At 62.7% G+C, this 21,496-nt stretch carries 23 protein-coding genes and 1 pseudogene; 3 read left to right on the top strand and 21 right to left on the bottom strand.

Annotated features, from left to right (window positions below; genetic code table 11):
* Positions 1 to 111 precede the first annotated feature (111 nt).
* Complete coding sequence (locus I8J29_RS17795) at positions 112 to 1,527, top strand: LTA synthase family protein (RefSeq protein ID WP_338113206.1); 1,416 nt, start codon at positions 112 to 114, stop codon at positions 1,525 to 1,527.
* A gap of 94 nt (positions 1,528 to 1,621) precedes the next feature.
* On the opposite strand, the gene I8J29_RS17800 is transcribed toward I8J29_RS17795, so the two are convergent.
* From I8J29_RS17800 to melA, 6 genes are all read right to left on the bottom strand, one after another.
* Positions 1,622 to 1,849: a YuzB family protein gene (locus I8J29_RS17800; protein ID WP_090641748.1), complete on the bottom strand. Its 228-nt coding sequence runs from the start codon at positions 1,847 to 1,849 to the stop codon at positions 1,622 to 1,624.
* A gap of 26 nt (positions 1,850 to 1,875) precedes the next feature.
* Positions 1,876 to 2,178, bottom strand: coding sequence for an iron-sulfur cluster assembly accessory protein (locus I8J29_RS17805; protein ID WP_208848874.1), 303 nt, complete (start codon positions 2,176 to 2,178; stop codon positions 1,876 to 1,878).
* Between the two features lie 209 nt (positions 2,179 to 2,387).
* Positions 2,388 to 2,627, bottom strand: coding sequence for a hypothetical protein (locus I8J29_RS17810; protein ID WP_090641751.1), 240 nt, complete (start codon positions 2,625 to 2,627; stop codon positions 2,388 to 2,390).
* 27 nt (positions 2,628 to 2,654) lie between these two features.
* Complete coding sequence (locus I8J29_RS17815) at positions 2,655 to 3,875, bottom strand: M14 family metallopeptidase (protein WP_208848875.1); 1,221 nt, start codon at positions 3,873 to 3,875, stop codon at positions 2,655 to 2,657.
* Between the two features lie 143 nt (positions 3,876 to 4,018).
* Positions 4,019 to 4,828, bottom strand: a complete 810-nt coding sequence (racE, locus tag I8J29_RS17820) for a glutamate racemase (protein ID WP_090641753.1) — start codon at positions 4,826 to 4,828, stop codon at positions 4,019 to 4,021.
* 228 nt (positions 4,829 to 5,056) lie between these two features.
* A complete protein-coding gene (gene melA, locus I8J29_RS17825; protein WP_208848876.1) occupies positions 5,057 to 6,355 on the bottom strand; it encodes an alpha-glucosidase/alpha-galactosidase in 1,299 nt (432 codons plus the stop codon).
* 175 nt (positions 6,356 to 6,530) lie between these two features.
* On the opposite strand from melA, the gene I8J29_RS17830 reads away from it, so the two are divergent.
* Positions 6,531 to 7,436: a helix-turn-helix transcriptional regulator gene (locus I8J29_RS17830; RefSeq protein WP_240546289.1), complete on the top strand. Its 906-nt coding sequence runs from the start codon at positions 6,531 to 6,533 to the stop codon at positions 7,434 to 7,436.
* Positions 7,437 to 7,630: 194 nt separating this feature from the next.
* Here the strand turns inward: I8J29_RS17830 and I8J29_RS17835 are convergent, their stop codons facing one another.
* The 5 genes from I8J29_RS17835 to I8J29_RS17855 all read right to left on the bottom strand — a co-directional run bounded on the left by I8J29_RS17835 (position 7,631) and on the right by I8J29_RS17855 (position 10,414).
* On the bottom strand, positions 7,631 to 8,029 hold the full coding sequence (locus I8J29_RS17835; RefSeq protein WP_208848877.1) for a YtxH domain-containing protein: 399 nt from the start codon (positions 8,027 to 8,029) through the stop codon (positions 7,631 to 7,633).
* 121 nt (positions 8,030 to 8,150) lie between these two features.
* Positions 8,151 to 8,633 carry a DUF948 domain-containing protein gene (locus tag I8J29_RS17840; protein WP_208848878.1) on the bottom strand — a complete coding sequence of 161 codons (483 nt, stop codon included), beginning with the start codon at positions 8,631 to 8,633 and terminating at the stop codon, positions 8,151 to 8,153.
* Between the two features lie 153 nt (positions 8,634 to 8,786).
* Positions 8,787 to 9,452 carry a helix-turn-helix transcriptional regulator gene (locus I8J29_RS17845; RefSeq protein WP_240546297.1) on the bottom strand — a complete coding sequence of 222 codons (666 nt, stop codon included), beginning with the start codon at positions 9,450 to 9,452 and terminating at the stop codon, positions 8,787 to 8,789.
* A gap of 100 nt (positions 9,453 to 9,552) precedes the next feature.
* Positions 9,553 to 9,978 (bottom strand): DUF86 domain-containing protein, encoded by a 426-nt coding sequence (locus tag I8J29_RS17850; RefSeq protein ID WP_208848879.1) that lies wholly within the window; start codon positions 9,976 to 9,978, stop codon positions 9,553 to 9,555.
* A 148-nt stretch (positions 9,979 to 10,126) separates the two neighbouring features.
* Complete coding sequence (locus I8J29_RS17855) at positions 10,127 to 10,414, bottom strand: Dabb family protein (protein ID WP_090641760.1); 288 nt, start codon at positions 10,412 to 10,414, stop codon at positions 10,127 to 10,129.
* Positions 10,415 to 10,524: 110 nt separating this feature from the next.
* Between I8J29_RS17855 and I8J29_RS17860 the strand changes: the two genes are divergently transcribed.
* Entirely contained in the window at positions 10,525 to 10,782 is a 258-nt protein-coding gene (locus I8J29_RS17860; protein ID WP_090641762.1) for a hypothetical protein, read from the top strand.
* A 62-nt stretch (positions 10,783 to 10,844) separates the two neighbouring features.
* On the opposite strand, the gene I8J29_RS17865 is transcribed toward I8J29_RS17860, so the two are convergent.
* The 10 genes and pseudogenes from I8J29_RS17865 to I8J29_RS17915 form a co-directional block, all read right to left on the bottom strand.
* On the bottom strand, positions 10,845 to 11,228 hold the full coding sequence (locus I8J29_RS17865) for a cupredoxin domain-containing protein (protein ID WP_208848880.1): 384 nt from the start codon (positions 11,226 to 11,228) through the stop codon (positions 10,845 to 10,847).
* 151 nt (positions 11,229 to 11,379) lie between these two features.
* Positions 11,380 to 11,799: a YhjD family protein gene (locus I8J29_RS17870; RefSeq protein ID WP_208848881.1), complete on the bottom strand. Its 420-nt coding sequence runs from the start codon at positions 11,797 to 11,799 to the stop codon at positions 11,380 to 11,382.
* A gap of 146 nt (positions 11,800 to 11,945) precedes the next feature.
* Positions 11,946 to 12,326 carry a phage holin family protein gene (locus I8J29_RS17875; protein ID WP_208848985.1) on the bottom strand — a complete coding sequence of 127 codons (381 nt, stop codon included), beginning with the start codon at positions 12,324 to 12,326 and terminating at the stop codon, positions 11,946 to 11,948.
* Between the two features lie 123 nt (positions 12,327 to 12,449).
* Positions 12,450 to 14,636 carry an alpha-galactosidase gene (locus I8J29_RS17880; protein ID WP_208848882.1) on the bottom strand — a complete coding sequence of 729 codons (2,187 nt, stop codon included), beginning with the start codon at positions 14,634 to 14,636 and terminating at the stop codon, positions 12,450 to 12,452.
* A 143-nt stretch (positions 14,637 to 14,779) separates the two neighbouring features.
* A complete protein-coding gene (locus tag I8J29_RS17885) occupies positions 14,780 to 15,220 on the bottom strand; it encodes a Ger(x)C family spore germination C-terminal domain-containing protein (RefSeq protein ID WP_208848883.1) in 441 nt (146 codons plus the stop codon).
* Between the two features lie 15 nt (positions 15,221 to 15,235).
* Positions 15,236 to 15,892: a Ger(x)C family spore germination protein gene (locus tag I8J29_RS17890; RefSeq protein ID WP_208848884.1), complete on the bottom strand. Its 657-nt coding sequence runs from the start codon at positions 15,890 to 15,892 to the stop codon at positions 15,236 to 15,238.
* Positions 15,893 to 15,924: 32 nt separating this feature from the next.
* Positions 15,925 to 17,354, bottom strand: a pseudogene (locus tag I8J29_RS17900) (spore germination protein).
* Positions 17,293 to 18,441, bottom strand: a complete 1,149-nt coding sequence (locus tag I8J29_RS17905) for a GerAB/ArcD/ProY family transporter (protein WP_208848887.1) — start codon at positions 18,439 to 18,441, stop codon at positions 17,293 to 17,295. Before I8J29_RS17905 ends, I8J29_RS17900 begins: the two are co-directional and overlap by 62 nt.
* A 112-nt stretch (positions 18,442 to 18,553) precedes the next feature.
* Positions 18,554 to 18,985 carry an RbsD/FucU family protein gene (locus I8J29_RS17910; RefSeq protein ID WP_208848888.1) on the bottom strand — a complete coding sequence of 144 codons (432 nt, stop codon included), beginning with the start codon at positions 18,983 to 18,985 and terminating at the stop codon, positions 18,554 to 18,556.
* A gap of 71 nt (positions 18,986 to 19,056) precedes the next feature.
* Positions 19,057 to 21,366, bottom strand: coding sequence for a poly(ethylene terephthalate) hydrolase family protein (locus I8J29_RS17915; protein WP_208848889.1), 2,310 nt, complete (start codon positions 21,364 to 21,366; stop codon positions 19,057 to 19,059).
* Positions 21,367 to 21,496 lie beyond the last annotated feature (130 nt).

Below are 21,496 nucleotides of genomic sequence, written 5' to 3' on the forward strand. Positions count from 1 at the left end.
AACTGCGACGAAGAGTGGACGTGAGGTTGTGCGAGCTAGGAGCACCGAAGACAGATAGTAATTCGTGAGCTGGACTGCACTGCCGCCGTTCTTGAGCTCGGCTTCGCGCTCGTGTACGCGCCGGTCCACAAAGCCCGGACCACGTGGGCCGCGGACCTGTTCACGGGCAACTGGTGGAACCTGTCGCTGTACAACGTGACCGGCGTCCTCGGCTTCCACGGCTACGACCTGTACCGGTACGCGGACGAGCACTGGATGCGCGGCGGCACCCCGGCGCCCGCGGAAGTCGCCGAAGCGAAGGAGGTGTTCCGGGAGCGCGGCGACGCGCGGGATCAATTGGACGCGACCGACCCGCTGTTCGGCCGGTACAAGGGTTCGAACGTGATTCTCGTGCAGCTCGAAGCGTTCCAGAGCTTCGTCGTCGGGCAGCGGATCGGCGGACAGCCGGTGACGCCGAATATCGACAAGCTGAAGGCGGACTCCCTCTACTTCGATAATTTCTATCATCAGACCGCCCAAGGCCGCACCTCGGACGCGGATCTGGCCGCCAACGCATCGCTGCAGCCGCTGCCGTCCGGCTCCGTGTTCACGCGGTTCGCCCAGCACGCGTACGACAGCCTGGCGCTGACGCTGAAGGACGGCGGGTATGCGGCGAACGCGTTCCATGCGTACGACGGCGGCTTCTGGAACCGGAACATGATGTACGACACGCTCGGCTACGACGAGTTCTACAGCAAGAACGCCTATGCCATCGACGAGCCGCTCGGCTGGTCGCTCGGGGACAAGTCGTTCTTCAAGCAGTCCGTCCGGCTCATGGCCGCGCAGCCGCAGCCGTTCTATTCGTTTCTGATCTCGCTGTCCAGCCATCATCCGTACGCGCTGCCCGCCAGCGTCCAAACGCTTGACGTCGGCGCGTTCAAGGGCACGATGTTCGGGGACTACCTGGAGGCGGTCCATTACGTCGACGCGGCGATCGGCCAGCTGGTCGGCGAGCTCAAGGCGGCCGGCCTGTGGGAGCGCTCGATCTTCATGTTCTACGGCGACCACGACAACTCGATCGACGATTGGCAGCCGTTCGAGACGTTCCTCGGCCATCGGTTGAACGACGCCGAGCGGTTCCGCGTCCTGAAGGGCGTGCCGTTCCTCGTCCACCTGCCGGACGGCGCCCGCGCGGGCACGTACCGCCAGGCCGGCGGGCAGCTCGACGTCGCGCCGACCGCGCTCCATCTGCTCGGCATCCCGAGCGGCGGGAAGGCCATGCTCGGCACGCCGCTCGTCACCGCGCAGCCGCTCGCGGGCAAGGAAGTCGTCTTCCGCAGCGGCGCGTTCATCGACGGCAAGGTGCTGTACGTGCCGCCCGAGGACGGCCTGCCGGAGCACAGCCGCTGCTACGACTTCGCGAGCGGCGGCTTGCTGCCCGATGCATCCCGCTGCTCGCCGGGCGCCCAGGACGCGGTCCGCGAGCTGCAGGCGTCGGATCTCGCCGTGACGCGCGACCTGGTGCCGGCGATGCGCCGCGAGCCTTGATCCCGCGGGCAGCCGGAGCGGGTTGCGCGAAGGCGCGCGCGGCCAAACGAAAAGACCCTTCGTCCGGGAATGCCGGAACGAAGGGTCTTTTCGTTTAGCTCTTCTTGATATATTTGCTTGCCTTCTCGATCGCTTCGTCTTCCGTCGGCGCCGTGATATAGCGGCCGTTGATGAAGACGAAGGCGTACCGGGAGCAAGGCCCGCAGTACGATTTGCACGCGACTTGAATCTCCGCGTCCGGCGCCAGCTTCTGCAGCTTCGGCACCATCGTCTTCGGGCGGATATGTTTGCATTTGTCGCAAATGCGGATGTCGTTCGCCATGTTCCTCTCCCCAAGCCGAAAATCGTTTAGTGGTCGCCGCCGTTGCCTTTCGCCGGGTTCGAAATCATGAAGCCTTCCTCGGGCACGTAGAAATAATCGATGCGCACGCCGTCGAGCCATTCGTTGCCTTGCTCGAGCACGACCTTGATGTCCTTGTCCGTCTCGACGACTTCGTCCTTCTCGGTCGCGTCGTCCATCTTCATGCCGTAGTGGGCGTGGTCGCCGTGGGAATGCGTGACGTACACGCGCAGGAATTTGCCCTCGTTCTCCGGATTGTCGATCTCCTCGCGAAGCATTTTGGCGGCGTTGCGCGAAATTTTGACTTTCATTGCTTCTTCAGCTCCTTTATGGATGAAGCCCGCCTGTCCGGCGGGCGCTCTCCGATTCTCGGATGCGATGCGACCGGCGCGACCGTAACTCGCTACGAACTCGACCCGCGCGATGGCATACGCGATTTCATTGGCTCGCAACCCTTATTCCACGTGATTGCAAACTTTATTTACTCTATTGTATAGAAAGCTTGGCCATTGTTCAACCGCTACTTCAGCGCCTTGCCGTATTTCCGTTCCATGTACCGGGTATACAGCTCCGCGGCGATCATCGTCACGGCGATGTCGTCGATCGGAACGAACGGCATGACGTCCGGAAGCACCCAATACAGCAGCACCGGCACCAAATAGAGGAGCTTGTCCGTCAGCCGAACTTCCTTGGCGGCGAGCAGCCGGAAGATTCGGGCGAACACGTTCCGCCAATGGCGGAGCGACCACAATTTGCGCAACAGGCATCCGCCTCCTTCTTGCGCTTATTATAGCACAAGCGAGCGGGCTTCCTCCAAAGCGGCGACGAGCAGCGCCCGCACCTCGTCGTTCAGGTCCGGGAACGCGTCCAGGGGCAGCGGATTGACGCCCCATCCGACTTCGACGGTGTAGCCGGGCTTGCGGTATTGCAAAATAAACCAGTCCTTGTAGCCGGCGTCGCTGCCGGACAGCTTCACCGGCTTGTAGCCGCTTGCCTTCGCCAGGCTGCGGGCGATGCGTTCGGATTCCGGCGGCTCGTACCCGCGATAGTTCCAATAGATCTCCTGGCCCTGCGTGTGCAGCGCCACGACGAGATCGAACGCCTGCTCCGCCGTGAACGCGGCGAGCGCGGCCGCTTCCGGCTCCGAGAACGGCGAAGGCCCGGGATAATCCCGCGGACCCGGACCGTCCGCATCCCGGCGTGCGCTCTCTTCTTCCCAGAACGCCGGGAACTGATCGTTCAAGTCGACGCCGCGGATATTGGCCTTCCACTTCCGGAAGCGGCGCGAGCCGCGGTTCCACCGAAGCAGCTCCGCTGCGCGCGGATGGTCCGGCCGCAGCCCCTCCTGCGCGAGCTCCGCGCCGTCCGGGTTGACGAGCGGGACGGCCCACAGGGTAACCTGCCGCAGCAGCTCGCGCATGTCCGCGCCGCACAGCTTCTCCCCGGACGCCGCCGCTTTCGCGGCGTCTTCGAGAAACGTCATCAGGAGCGGCGTCGTGATCCATTCGTTGGCGTGCATGCCGGCGTTGACGTGCACTTTCACCGGCCCATCCCCGAGCCGGATGGCGATGAGCGGTTGTCCCATGACGCTCTCCCCGATTTTCTCCACCTGGAGAAACGGGTAGGCCTTCAGCAATGCTTCGGTATCCGCGGTCAACTCGCGCTGGCCGTATTCGGCGCGCCCGTCCACGATCCGGGGAGCGTTGTCCGCGCGCGGCACCGTGAGGAGCTGGCCGGGCTGCAGCTGCTTCAGCTCCTGGCGGCGGTTCGCCTGCACCAGCGCCTGCAGCGTCAAGCCGAACTTGCCCGCGATGCCGAGCAGCGTGTCGCCCGGCTGGACGCGATAAATAAAAGCCGTCTGCGCGGGAACGGACAGCAGCAGGCCTGGAAGCAGCGGAGCGGCGGCATCGAGTCCCGGATTCGCCGCCAGCAGCGACTCCGGATTCACGTTGAACGCGCGGGCGATGCGCAGCAGCGTATCGCCGGGCTGCACGACGTAGGGCAGCATGGTATCACCTCGGTCGGAATCGTATCGCGGCATGTCATTATGCTACATGCTATGCCGGCGCCCGACCCCGCATGCCTACGCAGGCAGCCAAAGGGCCGCCGACGAATGAACGTCGGCGGCCCGGTTGCGGGTTGCCCTGCGCATTATACGATTTTCGGAACCTGCCAGACGACCGGCGTCAATTCGATCTGTTCGCCGAGCCATTGCTGCGCGATCATGCGGAACATTCGCGGTTCGCCGCTGCAAAAGAACTGATGCACCGGCAGCTCTCCGTCGCGGGTCAGCCGGTTGCGGTCGTGCAGGATCGTGCTGATCTCGCGCGCCGTCTCGTTGGCGGAGCTGATGAGTTTCACCTGCTCGCCCATGACCGAGCCGATCGTCTCCGACAGGAACGGATAATGGGTGCAGCCCAGGATCAGCGTGTCGATGTTGCGCTCCTGAAGCGGCCGAAGCGAGGATTCCACGACCTCCTGCGTCTCCGGCGAGCGGAAATTGCCCTGTTCGACGAGCGGCACGAACTTCGGGCAAGCCAGGCTGATCACGTTGATCGCGGGCGACAATTGCTTCAGCGCCGTCTCGTAGGCGCCGCTTCGAATCGTGCCTTCCGTGCCGATGACGCCGACGACGCCGGATTGGGTCCGTCCGTTGGCGGCGCGGGCGCCGGGGTGAATGACGCCCACGACGGGTATCGCGACCCGGGAACGGATATCCTCAAGCGCGACGGCCGTAGCCGTATTGCAGGCGATGACGATCATCTTTGGGCGGTATTGAATCAGATATTCCACGATTTGCCTCGTAAACCGAGTCACTTCTTCGGCCGGCCGAGGACCGTATGGCGTACGGGCCGTATCGCCGAAATACATGATTTTTTCCCGGGGAAGCTGGCGCATGATCTCTTTCACGACGGTCAAGCCGCCTACGCCAGAATCCAAAATTGCGATCGGTTGTTGCACAGACACACCGCTTTCTTGAACGTTTTGACTGAACTTCAATAGAGTATGAATACGTTGACGAAAAGGTACCTACATCTTAGCGCAAATCGGGACAAGGTTCAACACGCGGCGCCGCCCCGCGGGAACGCCGGATAACGCGAAAAAAGCCGCCGGGGCGGCGGGAGCGTCGCGATATCGTTCGGCTCCGGCGGCCCGGGCGGCCCGGCGTGCTGCTTAGGGGAGGACGGCTTATTTGTAGGCGGGCAGCCAGTCGCCGTGCGCCTCGATCAGATCGTCGCACATCGCCTTGATGTCGTCCATCGACAGCTCGGCGCTCGTGTGCGGATCCAGCATCGCGGCATGGTAGATATGCTCGCGTTTGCCCGTGATGGCCGCTTCGATCGTCAGCAGCTGCGTGTTGATGTTCGTGCGGTTGAGCGCGGCGCACTGCGGCGGCAGGTCGCCGACGAACGTCGGCGTGATGCCGTTGCGGTCGACGAGGCAGGTGACCTCGACGCATGCTTCGCGCGGCAGGTTCGTGATCAGCCCCGTGTTCATGACGTTGCCGCCGATGCGGAACGGCACGTTCGATTCGATCGCCTCGAAGATGTACGACGCGTATTCGTGCGTGCGCTTGTGATTGAGCGTCGGGTTGTTCACGAGCTCTTCCTTCAGCTTCTTCCAGTTGCCGATCTGCTCGATGCAGCGGCGCGGATACTCGTCCAGCGGAATGTTGAACCGGTCGACGAGCTCCGGATAGTTACGCTTGATGAAGTACGGATGGTATTCGGCGTTATGCTCGGACGATTCCGTAATATAGTAGCCGAAGTTCAGCATCATCTCGTAGCGGACCATGTCGTGGTGCTTCTCCTGCTGCTTCTCGCGGGCGCGGCGCTTGATCTCCGGATAGAGGTCGACCCCGTCCTTCGACACTTCGAGCAGCCAGGCCATATGGTTGATGCCCGCGATCTTGGACTTGACGCCCGTATCGTCCATGCCGAGGTTCTTGAACAGGTCGCGCACGCACACCTGCACGCTGTGGCAGAGGCCGACGGTGTTGATCCCGCCGTACGTGTTCATGACGTTCGTGAGCACGGCCATCGGGTTCGTGTAGTTCAGGAACAGCGCGTCCGGACACACTTCCTGCATGTCGCGGGCGAAGTCGAGCATGACCGGAATCGTGCGCAGGTTGCGGAAGATGCCGCCGATGCCGACCGTGTCCGCGATCGTTTGGCGCAGGCCGTATTTCTTCGGCACTTCGAAGTCCGTGATCGTGCACGGGTCGTAGCCGCCGACCTGAATGGCGTTGACGACGTACTTCGCGCCGCGGAGCGCTTCCTTGCGGTCGGAATACGCCTTGATGACGGACGTGCTGCCGAACGTGTTCTTGATGTGGTTCAGCATCGATTCGGAATCGGAGAGGCGCTCCGGATTGATGTCGAACAGCGCGATCTCGAAGCCTTGCAGCGATTCGGTGACGAGGCAATCGCCCAGGACGTTCTTGGCGAACACGGTGCTGCCCGCACCGATGAAAGTAATCTTCGGCATGGAAAATCCTCCTCGGATAAGTCCGCTTTGGAAGCGGATTAATGTCTTCTGCTAATCCTTACTATAGAGCAAGAAACCCCGGTTTGAGTAGGAATTAAAGCATGATTTATATGTACATTTGTAGTTTCATCCCGTACACTAAGAAGGTCAGTCCACCCGAAAGGAAGGCGTTCTCATGAAACCGCCCGCAGCCGGCGCGCGCGTCGCGTCTTCGCGCAATCCCGACCATTCCGCGTTCACCGTGATGAACAATACGCAGCCGGCCCAAGGCGAGTTGTCCGTCATGTTCAGCGGCGAAGGCAAGCCGAACCCCGGGCACGGCATCGGGCCGGCCGTTCATAATTATTACCTCATCCATACGGTCATGGGCGGCAGGGGCGCGTTCGAAATCGACGGCCGGCGCTATCCGTGCGCGCGCGGGGACACGTTCATCATCTTCCCGGACGAGCTGTTCACATATACCGCCGACGAACGCGATCCGTGGCATTACGCGTGGGTGGCGTTCAAGGGCCTTGCCGCCGAACACCTCCTGCTCGGCCTTGGCTTCTCGGCCGCGAACCCGATCGTCCGCGCGCGCGACCTCCGTCCGCTCGGTTCGCTGTACCGCAAAATCCGCGGGACGCTGGAGCAAACGCCGTTCCCCGAGCTGGCCGATCTGGAGGCGGGCGGCTACCTGCGCGTGCTGCTCAAGGAGCTTGGGCTTCAGAACGAAGGCAAGCTGGTGTTCAATTCGCTCGCCATTCTGCCGGACATCGAGCGCCAGATCAAACGAGCGGTCCGCTGGCTGTCCTATCAATACGCGCAGCCGATCTCGATCGAGGAGCTCTCGCGCAGCCTCGGCTATCACCGGACGCATCTCTCCAAAATGTTCAAGCAAGTAACCGGCGTCTCGCCGATGCAGTTCCTCTTGAAGGTGCGAATGGAGCGGGCCAAGGAGCTGCTGAACGAGCAAAGCCACCTGTCCATCGACCAGGTGGCTTCGTCCGTCGGCTATCCCGACGCGCTGTATTTCTCCAAGCAGTTCCGCAAAACGTTCGGCTGCTCGCCCTCCGAATACCGGGCGCAAGCCCGCGGCGGCTAGACGCGCGGCACACGCTCGGCAGCTAGAAGCGCGTCCAGCCGCCTCCCCCGCGGGACGCCCGATCGCGCAAACAGGCTTTGCTTCCGGCATCGTTGCCGGAAGCAAAGCCTGTTCCCGTTCAAGGAACGTTGGCGCCTTGCGGCGTCCGTCCCTTCGAAAGCCTCGCTGCCATGCTTCATGGAGCCCGCCGGCCGTTAGTTGTTGACCGTGTGCAGCTCTTCGCGGTGCTCCGCGATAAGCTCCTGGCCCTTGTCCTTCACGTCTTCCACGGCATCCTTGACCTGTTCGCCCGTTTCCTCGAGCGTTTCCTTCGTGTCGGCGCGCCAGCCGCGCACGTTATCCACGACGGAAGCCGCCGTATCCTTCACTTTGACCGCAGCGGTGCTCGCCGTCGAACCGACCTGCTTTGCCATTTGCACCGTCTTGTCGCCGACTTGGCCGGCGATGCGCGCCGTGTGCTCGGAGACGGTTTGCGTTTTGTCGGCGATGTCTCTCCGAAGCTCCCTGCCCGATTTCGGAGCCAGCAGCAAGGCTGCCACGGAACCGACTACGCCGCCTGCGATCGCGCCATACATAAATCCTTTTTTCGCCATGATTGAACACTCCTTTTTAGTTCGCCGCGGCTCGGCCGTTTCGTCCGCCTGCACCGCCGGCGTGATGATTGACTGCCCGGCCAGCCGGTTCGGCCCGCCGCGCTCGCAGTCGCTTATTACTTCATATCGTGCCCTGTTTCACGGTCTGGGCATGCACCCTTTCGGCAGCGGTGTCCTCTTTCCGTTTGTCTTTCCAGAAATGGTACACCGCGTAACCGACTTCCGCCCAGTTCATCGCGTCCGCAATTCCGCGCTTCGCTTTGTCGCCGGACTTGCTCGCGTAGCGATCGACCGCGTCGTTCAGCTCGCTGGAGATCCGGTTGACGGTGAAGGAAAGCTGGTTCGCCGATTCTCCGATGCGCTTCGTCGCTTCCGTCAGTTTCGTAATGCCGTCCACCGATTTTTGGACCGTCCGTACCGTGTCCGTTACCGGGTCGAGCAGATCGCTGACCTGCGCGACGGCGACTTCGGTGCGGCGCTCCAACGATTCGGCCAGCTGCATCATCTTTCCAATCCGCTTATCCAACGACCGCAGCCACAGCAGGATGCCGACGACCAAGGCGACGAACGCGACAGCCGCAGCGCCTTCAAACCAAATGACCATTCACGGCCCACCTCCATTCCAACTCTCTGTACGATTGGGCGCGAGCCCATTTCGTATTACTTATATACACAGCATGGGCTTGGCTTGACACAGCTTTCGACAATAAAAAAAGACGCCGGAGTCTCGCTCCCGCGTCGTTCTTCCCGAATCCGATCATGCGCCCGCGATGCGGTAGCTGCATTTGCCGCCGCCCTTCGCCAGGCATTCCGTCCGTTCCACGTCCGTTCCGAGCAGCTGCCGGAACAGCGCCAGCTCGCACTGGCAAGCCTGCTGATACCGGTTCGCCACGTGCGCGATCGGACAGTTGTATTCGTGGAGTACCAGACCTTCGCCATCGTCCTCCACCTGCACCATATAACCGCCGTCGTTCTGAATCGCGGCCAGCTCCGACACCTTCTCTTCCAGTGACTTGCCTTCCATCCGGTGCGCGTAGCGATCCAGCAGCTTGCGCTTGCGGCCTTCGAACAGCCGGTCGATGATCGCGGCCGTCTCGGGATCGTCTTCCAGCTCCTCCAGCAGATCCATCGCCAGAACGTGGTAGTTTTTGGGAAACAGCAGCTCGGCTTGCTCCGTCAGGCTGAACATGTGCGTCGGCCGGCCCATGGCCTGGCGCACGACGGTCGGCGCGATCAAGCCGTCGCGCTCCAGCGTGCCGAGATGCCGGCGCACGGCCATTTCCGTGATCTGCAGCTGCTTCGCCAGCTCGCCGGCGTTCATCTGGCCGTTCGTCTTCAGCAGCGTGAGCACGGTCTGCCGCGTCGAGCCTTCCTGCCGGACCGCCTGCTCCTTGCGCATGAACGGCGTTCCGCCCGGTTCCATTCCCATTCCATCCACCACCTTCGGCCTATTCAGGCTGCTGCGTTTGAGGTCATTGTACCCCATTTCGGCCGATTCGTAAATCGACGCCGGCCGTCCCGGGTTACTCGCCCAGCTCCCGGAGCAAGTAGGCTTCCACGGCCTGCTTGAACGCCGCCAGCGTGTCCGGCAGCTCCGCCGCGAACCGGTGAAGCTCCGCCCGCTTCCAGTCGAAATAGTCCTGCGCGAGCGGCCGGCGCAGCTGCACGAGCTCGAGCAGCGGCGCGGTCAGCGCTTCCGGAAACACGCCTTCGCCCGCGATGACCGTCACGATATCCTCGTAGCTGCTGGCGTCGCGCATGATGAAGCCGTCGATCAGATAGCTCCCGACGTCGGTGACGATCTCGATCGCCAAGTACAGCGCGCGTTCCTGCGCCAAGCCTTGAATCAGGCCGCCGTTCCACTCCGCGCGGAGCGCGCGGAGCGCCTCGCCCACACCCGGCAGCGCCGCGAGACGGACCGCGATTTGTTCGCGATTTACATAATACATGGTTGCTTGTACCTCGAATTCCGGTTAAGACCGTTTGTTTTTGCGCGCCTTGCGCTTGAGCCAGACCGTCATCACGATCAAACTGACGATGACGACGATCAGGTACGTCATCATTTCGAATACGTCACCCATTCGTTATGCCCCGTCCCTAGGTTTCGTAATCCACGCTCGCGGAAGCTTCGCGGACTTCGCTCATATGCGCGATGACGTTTTGATGGACCGGGTGCACCTGGTACGCGTTCAGCGCTTCCATCGAGTCGAACGTCGTCACGAGCGCGATATGGTACGAACGCTCGGAATGCAGCACGTCGGTGCCGACTTCGATGGAACGAAGCTCGTCGATCTTGCCTTCCATGTTCTTCAGCACCTGGACCGTCCGCGCCACGCTCTCCGGGCTGCCGTCCTTCAGTTTGAACAGTACGATATGCGTAATCATGATCAGTTCGCTCCTTCATAAATTGTGGTGGGGATGCGCTGCACCCTTTCGTCACATAATAACGCAAGGTGCCGGGACTCGGCAATCTTCCAGCAAAGGAGAGGCAGCTCATGCGTTATCCGGTTACGATCGCGGCCACGCTCATCGGCGTCGCGTTATGCCTGTACAATTCCACGGGGTACGATCCGCATAATATGGTCTTCTTCATGTTCAGCGTCCCCGCCTGGATCGCGGACATGATCGTCGACATTCACGCGGTCAACGTGTATCTGATGTACGTCCTGACGGTTGCTTCCTGGGCGCTGCTCGGCTATATCTGCGACCGGGCCGTCGCTAGAGGACGCAGCCGCCGGCGCTCGTACGATTGAACGCGGCCGCGCCGCATGCCCGGATGATAAAAAAGGAGCCGCTTCGGGCTCCTTTTGTTTGCTTATTCGACGATGAGCACGGATTTCATATCCGCATGGCCCACGCCGCACATGACCGCGCAGTGCATTTCGAACGTGCCCGCTTTATCGAAGGTGACTTCTTGCGACAGCTTGTCGCCTTTCAATTCGATGCCGAGATCCGGAATGGCAAGACCGTGAAGACCGCTTTTGTTCACCAGCTCCAGCTTCACTTTATCGCCCTTCTTGACGTGGTATTCCTTTTGGTCGAAGACGAAGTCCTGCGAAGCTTCCACCTTCAGCAGCGATTCGCCCGGCGGCAGCGAAGCCGCTTCGTCCACGGGCTTGTCCGGAAGCTGGGTCGTAAGAAGAACAACGCCCAAAACGCAAGCCGCTGCGAAAACGACGAACATAATCCACTTATGCATTGTCACTTGCTCCCCTTTTCATCAAATGTCTACTCCTTATATTACCTAAGATCGTCCGTTATTCTCAACCTTAAACTAATCCGCGCGTCAAACTTTTTTCTTTTTTTGACAAATCGATGAACGTTTTTTGACAATATTAACCGTCTTCGCCCTACACGCGCCGCTTCTCCAAATACCCCCGGAGCACTCGCTCTGCTTCCGCCTTCACGAACGTCCACGGCATCGAAAACGACCGTTGGTAGCCCATGCACCGGTAGCTGGCCGTCAGCGATTCCTTCGTCCGCTTCTCGCCGAAGCCGACGATCCCGCTCGCCTTGAACTGCCTGCGGATACCGGCGAGCTCGAGCAGCACGCGGTCCTGCAGCCCGCGCAGCATCGATTCGTACAGCCGCGGCAGCTTCGTCTTCGCCGCGCCGACGATCCGGATATCGTGCTCCAAAATCGCGTTCACGATGCCGAGCAGCGCGTACCGCTTGACGAGCTCCATCTCCTTGCCGAGCAGCATCCGGGGAGCGCCCGCCTCCGCCTTCCCGCCCGCCTCCGCCGGCCGCGGCTCCGTATCCAGCGCCATAGGTGTCCCTCCATACATCGCGTTAACGCGAACATTTGTTCCCATTATAGCAGACGGATGCCGAATCCGCAACGCGCCGGGCTTCGAAAAAAAAGAATGGCCGTCCCGATTCAGGATGGCCTAGGCGAATGCGCGCTATGCGCGGCTTATTTTTTATTTTTGAGCACTTCGATCAGCTGACGGAGCCGGTCCGGCATTGGCAGGCCGATCCGTCCCAGGTTCTCGGTCACCGAAATCAGCTCGTTGGCCAAATAGAAATAAATCGCTCCGCCCATCGCGATATTGTCCAGCTCCATCACGATGTCGACGCGGTGCGCCAGCATGATGACAAGCAGCATGAGGCCTTTGCGCGCCAATCCCCAGGAGCCGACCGAACTGTTCAAGCGCTTCTCCTTCAAGGCGGCGGTAATGCCCGTCACGTAGTCGATCCCCATGGCGACCAGCAGCAACGTGAGGGATTCCGGCCAGATGCCGAAGGAGAAGACGAGCACCGCGCCGAACGCGGCGGACGCGCTGCATGCAAGCATATGCGGCACGTTTCCCACTCCCCTTTCCAAATACGCTGCTCTACAGCATATGCATGAGGGAGGCGGGTTGTCCCTGCCGCGGCCGCGATCGCGCGGGCCGTCCTTCGGCGCGGGCGCTGCCCGTTACTTCGCGATGAAACGGTAAACGACGCTGTGATAGTCGCCGTGCGCCCGCTCTTTGGCCACGCCGGCGTACATCAGCTCGTCGCCGCCGACGATCTCGTCCGTGCCGAGCCATTCGTAGCGGAAATCCGGGTCGAGCCCCTTCAGCTTGAGACGGCCGAGCGGCGCGTGCGATTCGTTCAGCACGGTCACGTGCACGACCAGCGCTTCGCGCTTGTCCGACGAGACGAACATCCACGTCGTCTCGTTGCCCTCGAACGGGCTGAGCAGGCGGAAGAAGCTGCCGTACTGCACAAGCCCCCGCACGTCCTTCACGAGCGCGACCTGGCGCTTCACTTCTTCCTTCTCCTCGTCGGTGAACTTCGTCAAATCCAACTCGTAGCCGAAGTTGCCGGACATCGCGACGTCGCCGCGCGTCTTGAGCGGGGTCAGGCGGCCGACCTGGTGGTTCGGCACGGCGGACACGTGCGCGCCCATGGCGCTGACGGGATAGACGATGCTCGTGCCGTATTGGATCTTGAGCCGGCTGATCGCGTCGGAATTATCGCTCGTCCACGTCTGCGGCATGTAGTAGAGCATGCCGGGATCGAACCGGCCGCCTCCGCCGGAGCAGCTCTCGAACAGCACGTTCGGGAACGTCGACGTGATGCGCTCGAGCACGCCGTACAAGCCGAGCATGTAACGATGCGCCGTTTCGCGCTGGCGGTTCGGCGGCAGCAGCGCCGAGCCGATCTCGGACATGTTGCGGTTCATGTCCCACTTGACGTACGTGATCGGCGCGCTGCGCAGGATACCGCCGACCGCTTCGACGATGTAGTCCTGCACGTCCGCGCGCGACAGGTCGAGGATGAGCTGCCGGCGGCCTTCGGACCGGCGGCGTCCCGGCACGTGCAGGCACCAGTCCGGATGCGCGCGGTACAGGTCGCTGTCCGGCGAGACCATCTCGGGCTCGAACCAGAGGCCGAATTCCAGGCCGTGGCTGCGCACCCGTTCCGCCAGATCCTCGAGCCCGTTCGGCAGCTTCTTCTTGTCGACGACCCAATCGCCGAGCGAGCTGTTGTCGCTGTCCCGGCGGCCGAACCAGCCGTCGTCGAGCACGAACAGCTCGATGCCGAGCGCGCTGCCCGCCTCGGCGATCGCTTCGATCTTGTCCGCGTTGAAATCGAAGTAGGTCGCTTCCCAGTTGTTGACCAGGATCGGACGGACCGCGTCGCGGAACGCGCCCCGGCACAGCCGCGTCCGGTACAATTCGTGGTAGGTCCGGGACATGGCCCCGAGCCCTTCGTGCGAGAAGACCAGCACCGCCTCCGGCGTCTGGAACGACTCGCCCGCTTCCAGGCGCCACGAGAAATCGAACGGATTAATGCCCATGTACGCGCGCGCCGTATGGAATTGATCCACCTCGACGCCGCCGGCGAAGCTGCCGCTGTAGACGAGGCTGAAGCCGTAGACGTCGCCGTGGTCTTCCGTCGCCCCTTCGGCGAGCAGCGCGAAGAACGGGTTGTTGTTATGGCTGCTGGAGCCGCGGCGGCTTTCGATCGCTTGGACGCCCGGCGTCAGCGCGCGCTTGTGGATGTAGCGTTCCCGCGTCCAAGAGCCGGACAGCTGCAGCAGCTCGAAGCGGTCGTGCGGCAGGTCGACGCTGAAGCTGAGCGCGCGCGTCAGCTGCGCCGCCTCGGCGCCGGCGTTCACGATGCGCGCGGAACGGATGACCGCGTCGAACGCTTCGAAGACGGTATAGGACAGCTCCGCCTTCAGGCCGGACTGCTTGTCCTCCAGACGTACGGTCAACGTCTCCGCTTCGTCCGCCCGCTCGGCGTACACGGCGGGCAGTCCTTCGAGCGAGGGTTTGCCGGGCGCGATCTCGTGCGAGACGTACAGCAGCTCCGTCACGGTCGTGCCGTTCGGCAGCTGGACGGCGTAAGCCGGATTGCGGAAATCGCTCGAGCCGTAGCCCGGATATTCCTGCGGCAGCGTATCGAGCGAGATGGAGCGGTCCTCCGGCACGGGGTTCGGGCTGAACGAAGCGCGCTCGGCGCGCTGCAGCAGCCGGTTCGCCGCGGCTTCGCTCAGCTTGCGTCCCCAGTAGACGTGGGCCGGGTAGCCCCGGAGCGATTGGAACATGTAGCTCATCGAGCGCGTCTGCAAGTGGAACAGGCCGCTCTCGGCGTGAAAGGCGATCGGCATGGCGGTACATCCTCCCTATGGAATAAACGATGCTGTACGAACGGCAATCCATTACGTCAGTCGTCTACAAGTATAGGTGGAACAAGCCCGGCAGGACATGGATGCTTGAAGCCATCCTATGGAGATTTGTAGGACGGTTGTCTCTATTTCAACTCGAAGACGCCGGCGTATTTCAGGACGAACTCGACGTTCGCTTCCAGCTCCCGGGCGTCCGGCTTCCAGTGCCGCGCCTGCAGCGCGCGCCACGTCTTCAGGTGGTACCGGTACAGCATTTCCTCCAAATTGAACAAGTCCGCATGCTTCTTGATGCCCGCCTCGTACGCCCGCCGGATCTCCTGTTCGATCTTCTGCTCGGCCAGCCGGTTGATCGTCTGTCGGTCGATTTGGCCCGACAGCTCGCTTAGGGTGCCCTTGATGCGCACGCGCAGCCGAAGGATCGGCTTGCCGTCCTTCATCTCCACATGCCGGCTGACCTTCAGCTCCCGGATCGCCACGGCCGCCTTGCCCCTGTCCCCGTCCTCCAGGGTAATGACCTGCCGCCCGAAATGCTTGCTGATCCAGCGGAGCCCTTCCACGTCCGCCATCGGAAAGAATGCCGGCTAATCCTTGTACTTGAACGCGAATACCCCGTCGACTTCTTCCATCTCCATCAGCTTCTTGCGCTGGCGCCAGGATTTCCGGTCGATCGTCAGGCTCGGCAGCAGCGCCGTCTCGGCCCGCTCGTTGTAATCGGAGACGAATTTCTGCATCGTGACGGGCTTGAAGGTGCTGTTCTGCTTGTACTGCACCTCCGGATTGTACAGCATGCTGGCCAGCTGGGACCGCTCGAAAAACGTGTTCGACGCGAACACGTCCTCGATCTGCCCGCGCGTGCCGAAGATCCAGGCCGTGTAGCGGGAAACGCGGACCCGGTTCAGCGCGTCCAGGATTTCGTCCATCTTGAACATAGCCGGTTCGCGGATGACGACGACCTTCAGCTGCTCCAGCGTCAGCTCGATCTGGGCGGAGAGGGAGAGATTCAGGATCGCTTCGGTCACGCTCTTGCCGCTCGCTTTGCCGATCCAGACGTTCGCCGGTCCCGGCGTCGCCGATTCGGTCTTGGCGATCGCGCCGAAATCGAACAGCTGCAGGCTGACGACGAACGCGCCCTTCTCGTAATCGACGCCGATGCCCGTCACGAACGCCTCGTCTCCCAAGTCCTTGGAATCCCAGCAGCCCCCGAGCAGGACCGAGGACAGCAGCACGGCCAGCAGCAAAGCGGGCCTGCGCGCATTTATCGCCCCGGCCTTCATGGATCGCGTTTGACGCGGTACTTCCAGGGCATCTGCAGCAGCGCGGTGGCCAGTTTGCGGAATTCGATCGGCGCGAGCGGCTTCAAGTACGGCATGCCGAACGATTCCAGGGAGCAGATGTACAGCAAGACGCCGAATAACGCGATGAAGAACCCGAATAACCCCAGAAACGCCGACGCGGTAATGATGAAGAAACGGATGACCGTGACGGAGCCGTTCAGCGACTGGTTCACCAGCGTGAACGTCGACACAGCCGTGATCGCCGTGACGACGAGCATCGTCGGCGACGTCAGTCCCGCGCGGATCGCCGCGTCGCCGACGATCAGGCCCCCGACGACGGTCACGGTCTGGCCGACGGCGCGGGCAGCCGGATGCCGGCCTCGCGGAAAATCTCGAACATCAGCATCATGACGAACAGCTCCATCTGCGGGCTGAGGGGCAGGCCGAACCGGGAGACCGTGACCGTCGCGAGCAGCGTGAACGGCACTTGGTCGTTGTTGAACGCGAGCAGCGCCAGCCAGAAGCCGGGCAGCAGCGCGGCGAGCAGCATGCTGATCAGGCGGAGCAGCCGTTCGAAGGACGCGAAATAATACGGCGAGTAGGCGTCTTCCGGCGACTTGACGAGAAAAGAGATGTTGGCCGGCGCGATCAGCGCGACCGGCGTGCCGTCGACGAGAATCGCGAACCGCCCGTTCATCAGCGATTGCACGACGTAATCCGGCCGTCCGACGTATTCGATCGTCGGCACGATCGCGAGCGACCGGTCCGCGATGGCGATCTCCAGCTCTCCGGCACCGTGCAGTGCTTGAATATTGATTCTGTCGAGCCTGCGTCTAGCCTCGTCCAGCATCTCCGGCGCCGTGATCCCGTCCACGGCCAGCAGGCACACCCGCGACTGCGAGTCGGTGCCGATCGTGAACCATTCGGCCGTCATCTTCGGGCTGCGAAACCGCCTGCGGACGAGCGACAGATTCACGGAGATATCTTCCACGAAGCCGTCTCGCTGCCCTTTGACCGAGAGCTCCAGCGTCGATTCCTCGATGGCTCGCGTTGGCTGGCCGGGGCTGCTAATCGAATAGACCGTGCCGCTCTCTTCGTGCAGCAGGATGATCTGGCCGCCGAACAGCAGATCGAAGATCTGCTTCCCGTCCTCCTCCGGCGACACCGGCTGAACCAGCGGATTGACCTTGACGTCCAGGTCCAAGCTGCCATCCCTTCCGAACAGCGACTGCATGTAGGCGAAGTCGACCATGCCCGGGCTGTATGCGGCCGTATAATGCAGCGTCTCTTCCGCGTCGTTGCCGTGCCGGATTACCTGCCGGATCTGGACGTCCCCGCACCGGCCGAGCCGCTCGCGGAGCCACTCAGAGGTTATTCGCGGTACCGCTTCCTTCTCCGGCGCCTGCGGGTTGCGGCGTTCGGTCATCCAGCATTCCTCCCTTCGGAACTCCTTTGAACGACAGCAGCCAGATCGCGGCGGTAACGCCGAACGCGATCGCCAAGTCGACGACGAAGATGGCGCGCATGACGAGCTCGGCTTGAATCATCACGGAGGCCAGCAGCCGCGAAACGACGATATAGACCGCCCCCGCGATGGCGAGAAACCAGAGCCGGCCTTTCTTACCGCGGATCGGGACCAACTCCATGATCAGAACAAGCCCGAGCGTCACGCGGATGAAGGACCCGGACGCCCACTGAAAGATCGCGAAGAAGTCCACGTGCTCGAAATATTTGCCGATCGAGACGAGCCGCCATTGCGAGAAAGCCGGGTACCGCAGCTTCTCCGCCTCTACCGGACCGAACTGAGTGATGGCGCCGATCGTCGGCCCGATCATCAGCACGGCGATGAAGACGCAAAACAAGACAAGCTCCCACAGACGAATCCGATTCTTCATATAATGCTGCAGAAACAGGAACAAAAATATTTCCATCAGGCTGCTGGCGGCGTAAATCGTGCCGTGCAGCGCGCCGCCCCAGCCATGCTCGAGCATCGGCAGGAGGACGCTGTAGTCCTTATGCGGCATGTTCGCGGACATGACGAAGTCGCCCAGCACGACGACGACCGGCAGCAGCAGGCAGGACATGTACGCGATCGCCCGCAGCCCGCAATAGGCCGCGGCCACGTTAAGCGCCATAAGCACGATCAGCACGACGATTTCCGGCGTGATCGGCAAGAACGTCGTAGACGTCCAGACCGCCGTCTCGATGTAAGCCTGGTAGCTGGTCAGGAGCAACTCCAGCATGACCGGCAAGACGATCAGCCAAGCGCCGAAAGGCGTCGCCCGCGTGCGCAGCCAGGCGCGAATATGGATGCCGTTCGTCCGTTTGACACTGCCGTACAGGAAGACGGCCAGCCAAGGGATGACGATGGCGAAAGCCAGCAGCCCGCATAGCCAGGCATCTCGGGCGCTGACGTCGAGCACGGCCGGCAGCACGATGACGTGGGCGGACAGCCGGGCGGACAGCGTCAGCATCATGAAGACCGGCCAGTGGCTGAGCGACCTTTCCTTCATGGGGTGCATCGCCTCCAACGATTCCGTTTTCGGCATAGCTTTGCCAATCCGCCCGCAAAAAAATCCGGCCGTCCCCGAGTCGATTCGGGAACGGCCGGATACGGCGCGCAGGTCAAGGAAAAATGACGCCTTTCTTCAAAATCAGATTCGCGTATTGCGCCCCTTCGCCCGTGGCGACGATGGCGTACGCGCCTCGCGCCCGTTCGTAGAACGCGAACCGCTCCAGCTTCTCGAACGACGCCTCCAGCCCGGTCCGCTCGCGGACGATTCGCCCGTATGCCTCCCAGATCGGGGTCTCGGCCTTGTCGCCGGGCACGACCTCCATAAGCGACGCGGGCTTGTCCACGTACTGATCGAGCGGATAGAGCGTCAGCACCGCGTCCAGCAGCTCCGGTATGGCGTGTCCGTCGCAGCGAACGAGCCGCCGCGCGTGGCTGGCGGCCGGGAAGTTCGCGTCGGCCAGCACGAGCTCGTCGCCATGGCCCATTTCCATCATGATTTTCAGCAAATCGGGTGAAATGATTTTGGGTATGCCCACCAGCATAATTGCATGCCTCCAGTCGGAATGGCGAACGCGGGCTTGTCTTCCGCGCCGCCGGCTTCTTACCCGAAGCGTCAAGGGAACGGCGCGTCGGCGATCCCGATGTCGTCCAGCATCACCTTGCCCCGGTCGCTCGTGAAGTAGAACGTCGCCCGCGACAAATGCTCGGGCTCGAACGCGGGATTGCCGGCCCGGAACCGTTCGAGCGGCAGACTGTACGTCTGGAACACCGGTTCGGTCGGATCCTTGTACTTCCCGTTCATCACGCGCTTCTCCATCCACGGAAACAAGGTGAAGTGCGTGTACGGCAGCGGCGTGACGGCCTTGAACGCGGCGAGCGGCATGCGCACGGCCGCGCCGTTGCGGCTTTCGAGCTCGACCTCGATCTCCGGCAGCGGAATACCCGTGCCGCCGTTCCTCGCGCCGTCCCCGTCGAAGCCGGGCAGGTCTCTCTCCAGATTCGTCATGTTGAAGACGAAATCCTGCGGCTCGCCCCCGGCATGCAGCGCGTCGAACGACGCCGGCAGCCGCAGCGCGTAGCTGCCGTCCCCCTGCTTCCACTCCAGCACCGCGCCGCGCGTGCCCTTGTCGTTGCCGTCCCGGTCCTCCGCCGCGGCCTCGGACCACTGCAGGCGCTCCGCCGACGCCGTGACCCCGTTCGTCAGCTTCGTCTTGTCGTAATCCTCGTCGATGCGCGCCAGCGCCACGAAGCTGCCGTCCTCGTAACGGTTCAAGTACGTCGCCTGCGGCAGCCACGCTTCGCCCGTGCGGTAATCCTGAAAGAGCCGCCGGTAATCCCCGCTGTCGTGCAGCGCCGTCTCGAGGAAAGCCGAGACGTACACCTTCGCGACCTGCCGCTGGTCGTCCGCGTCCATCATTTCGTCCTTCCGCAGCAGCAGGCCGCCCGGCAGGCTGTCGTCCATCGTCCCCCAGCTCGTGTTGAACCGGCTGTGGTTCGCCTCGCCGATATAGAGCGTCGCTTTGAACCGGTCCGAGCCCGGCGAGAAGCTCGACCGGATGTATTGGCGCTCGCCGCCGAACGTATCGACGTCGCCGTCGCTCGCGCCTTGAAGGGACAAGTAGTACGTATCCTTCAGCTGCGCCTTCTGCTTGTCGACCGTCGTATCGGTCGGCGCGATGGCGACGACGGCCTGGATATGGACGGCGTCCAGGCCCGCGAGCGTCTTGTCCGCGGCGAACCACTTGCCGCGGTCCGCGGCCATCGCGACCGCTTGGCCCCCGCGGGAGTGGCCGATCAGCGCCACCCGGTTCAGGTCGACCCGTCCGTAGAACGGGCTGTCCGCCTGCCGATCGAACGCTTCGATCTGCTGCAGATGCTTGAGCAGGATCCACGCCCGCACCTTCATGTCGTTGTCGGGGATGTTCCCCCAGAAGGAATAATTGAGGAAGTTCTCGTCGACCGAGACCGCGATGAAGCCCCGGCTGGCCAGCATCTCGCCCAAGTACGCGTAGCCGTCGTCCGAGAACTGCTCCATCAGGTGGTTGCCGTGCACGACGAGCACGAGCGGGAACGGACCGTCGCCCTCCGGCATCCACACCCTTCCGTTCAGGGGAAGCTTCGTCTCGTCGAAGCCCCAGAACAGGCTGCGGAGCCACTTCCAGCGGTGAATGTACGCCGACGCGTCGACCGTGTCCGACTTGAGCGCGGCGCCCGAGCCGAATTCGCTTCGCTTCGAATCCGTGCCGCTGCCGTACGTGAACGACTTCACGGCGTACGTTCCGTCCGCGGCCGGGTTATCCGCCGCGAGCCGCGCGACGTCCGGTTCGCCCGCGATCAGCTGCGCGTCCGCCGGCACGTCGCCGTACACGTTGATCGGCCAGCTGTCGAACGTCAGGCCCGCCAGCGTGATCGCGACGATCAGCGCCGCCTTGAGCGCCATCGGCACCCGCTCGCTGGCCAGCGCGCCGATGAACAGGCCGCCGGCGAGCCCGATGCCCGCGACGATGGCGGCGAGCACGATCGACATCCAGTCGCCGAGGTTCGCTTTGTCCGCGACGAACCAGAGGGCGAACGCGGCAAAGGCGAGCGCCCCCGCCGTCAGCCGCGGAATCGGCGCGTACGCGAGCGACAGCAGGTACGCGACGGCCAAGCCCGCGACCGCCATGCCGACGGTGCCGAGCAGCACCGCGACCGCGGCGTCGAAGAGCATGCCGATGCCCGTCGGCATGCCGAGCGCCGTCGCGACGAGCACCGCGCTGAGGGCGAGCCATAGGCCCGCGACGGACGCCCGCCAGATCGGCGTATCGAAGCGGAGCGTCGCCCGGCCGCGGCGCAGCAGCCAGGCCCAGATCCGCTTCATCGCCGGATCCCGCCGCGGCGGGAGCGGCAGCGGCGCGATTGGCGTATTCAGTTCGAGTTCCATCTGCGCTCAGCTCCTCGTCGTCCAGGCTTGTCGTTCTAATGGCCGTATGAGCCTTATGAATTGAAACGCGCGGAATCTATAGCAATCATTGGACGGTTTAAGCTTTGAATCTATTCGCGAATCTCGCATT

Origin of the sequence: Paenibacillus artemisiicola (genome assembly GCF_017652985.1) — a bacterium.
In the GTDB taxonomy this organism is placed as follows: Bacteria; Bacillota; Bacilli; order Paenibacillales; family Paenibacillaceae; genus Paenibacillus_Z; species Paenibacillus_Z artemisiicola.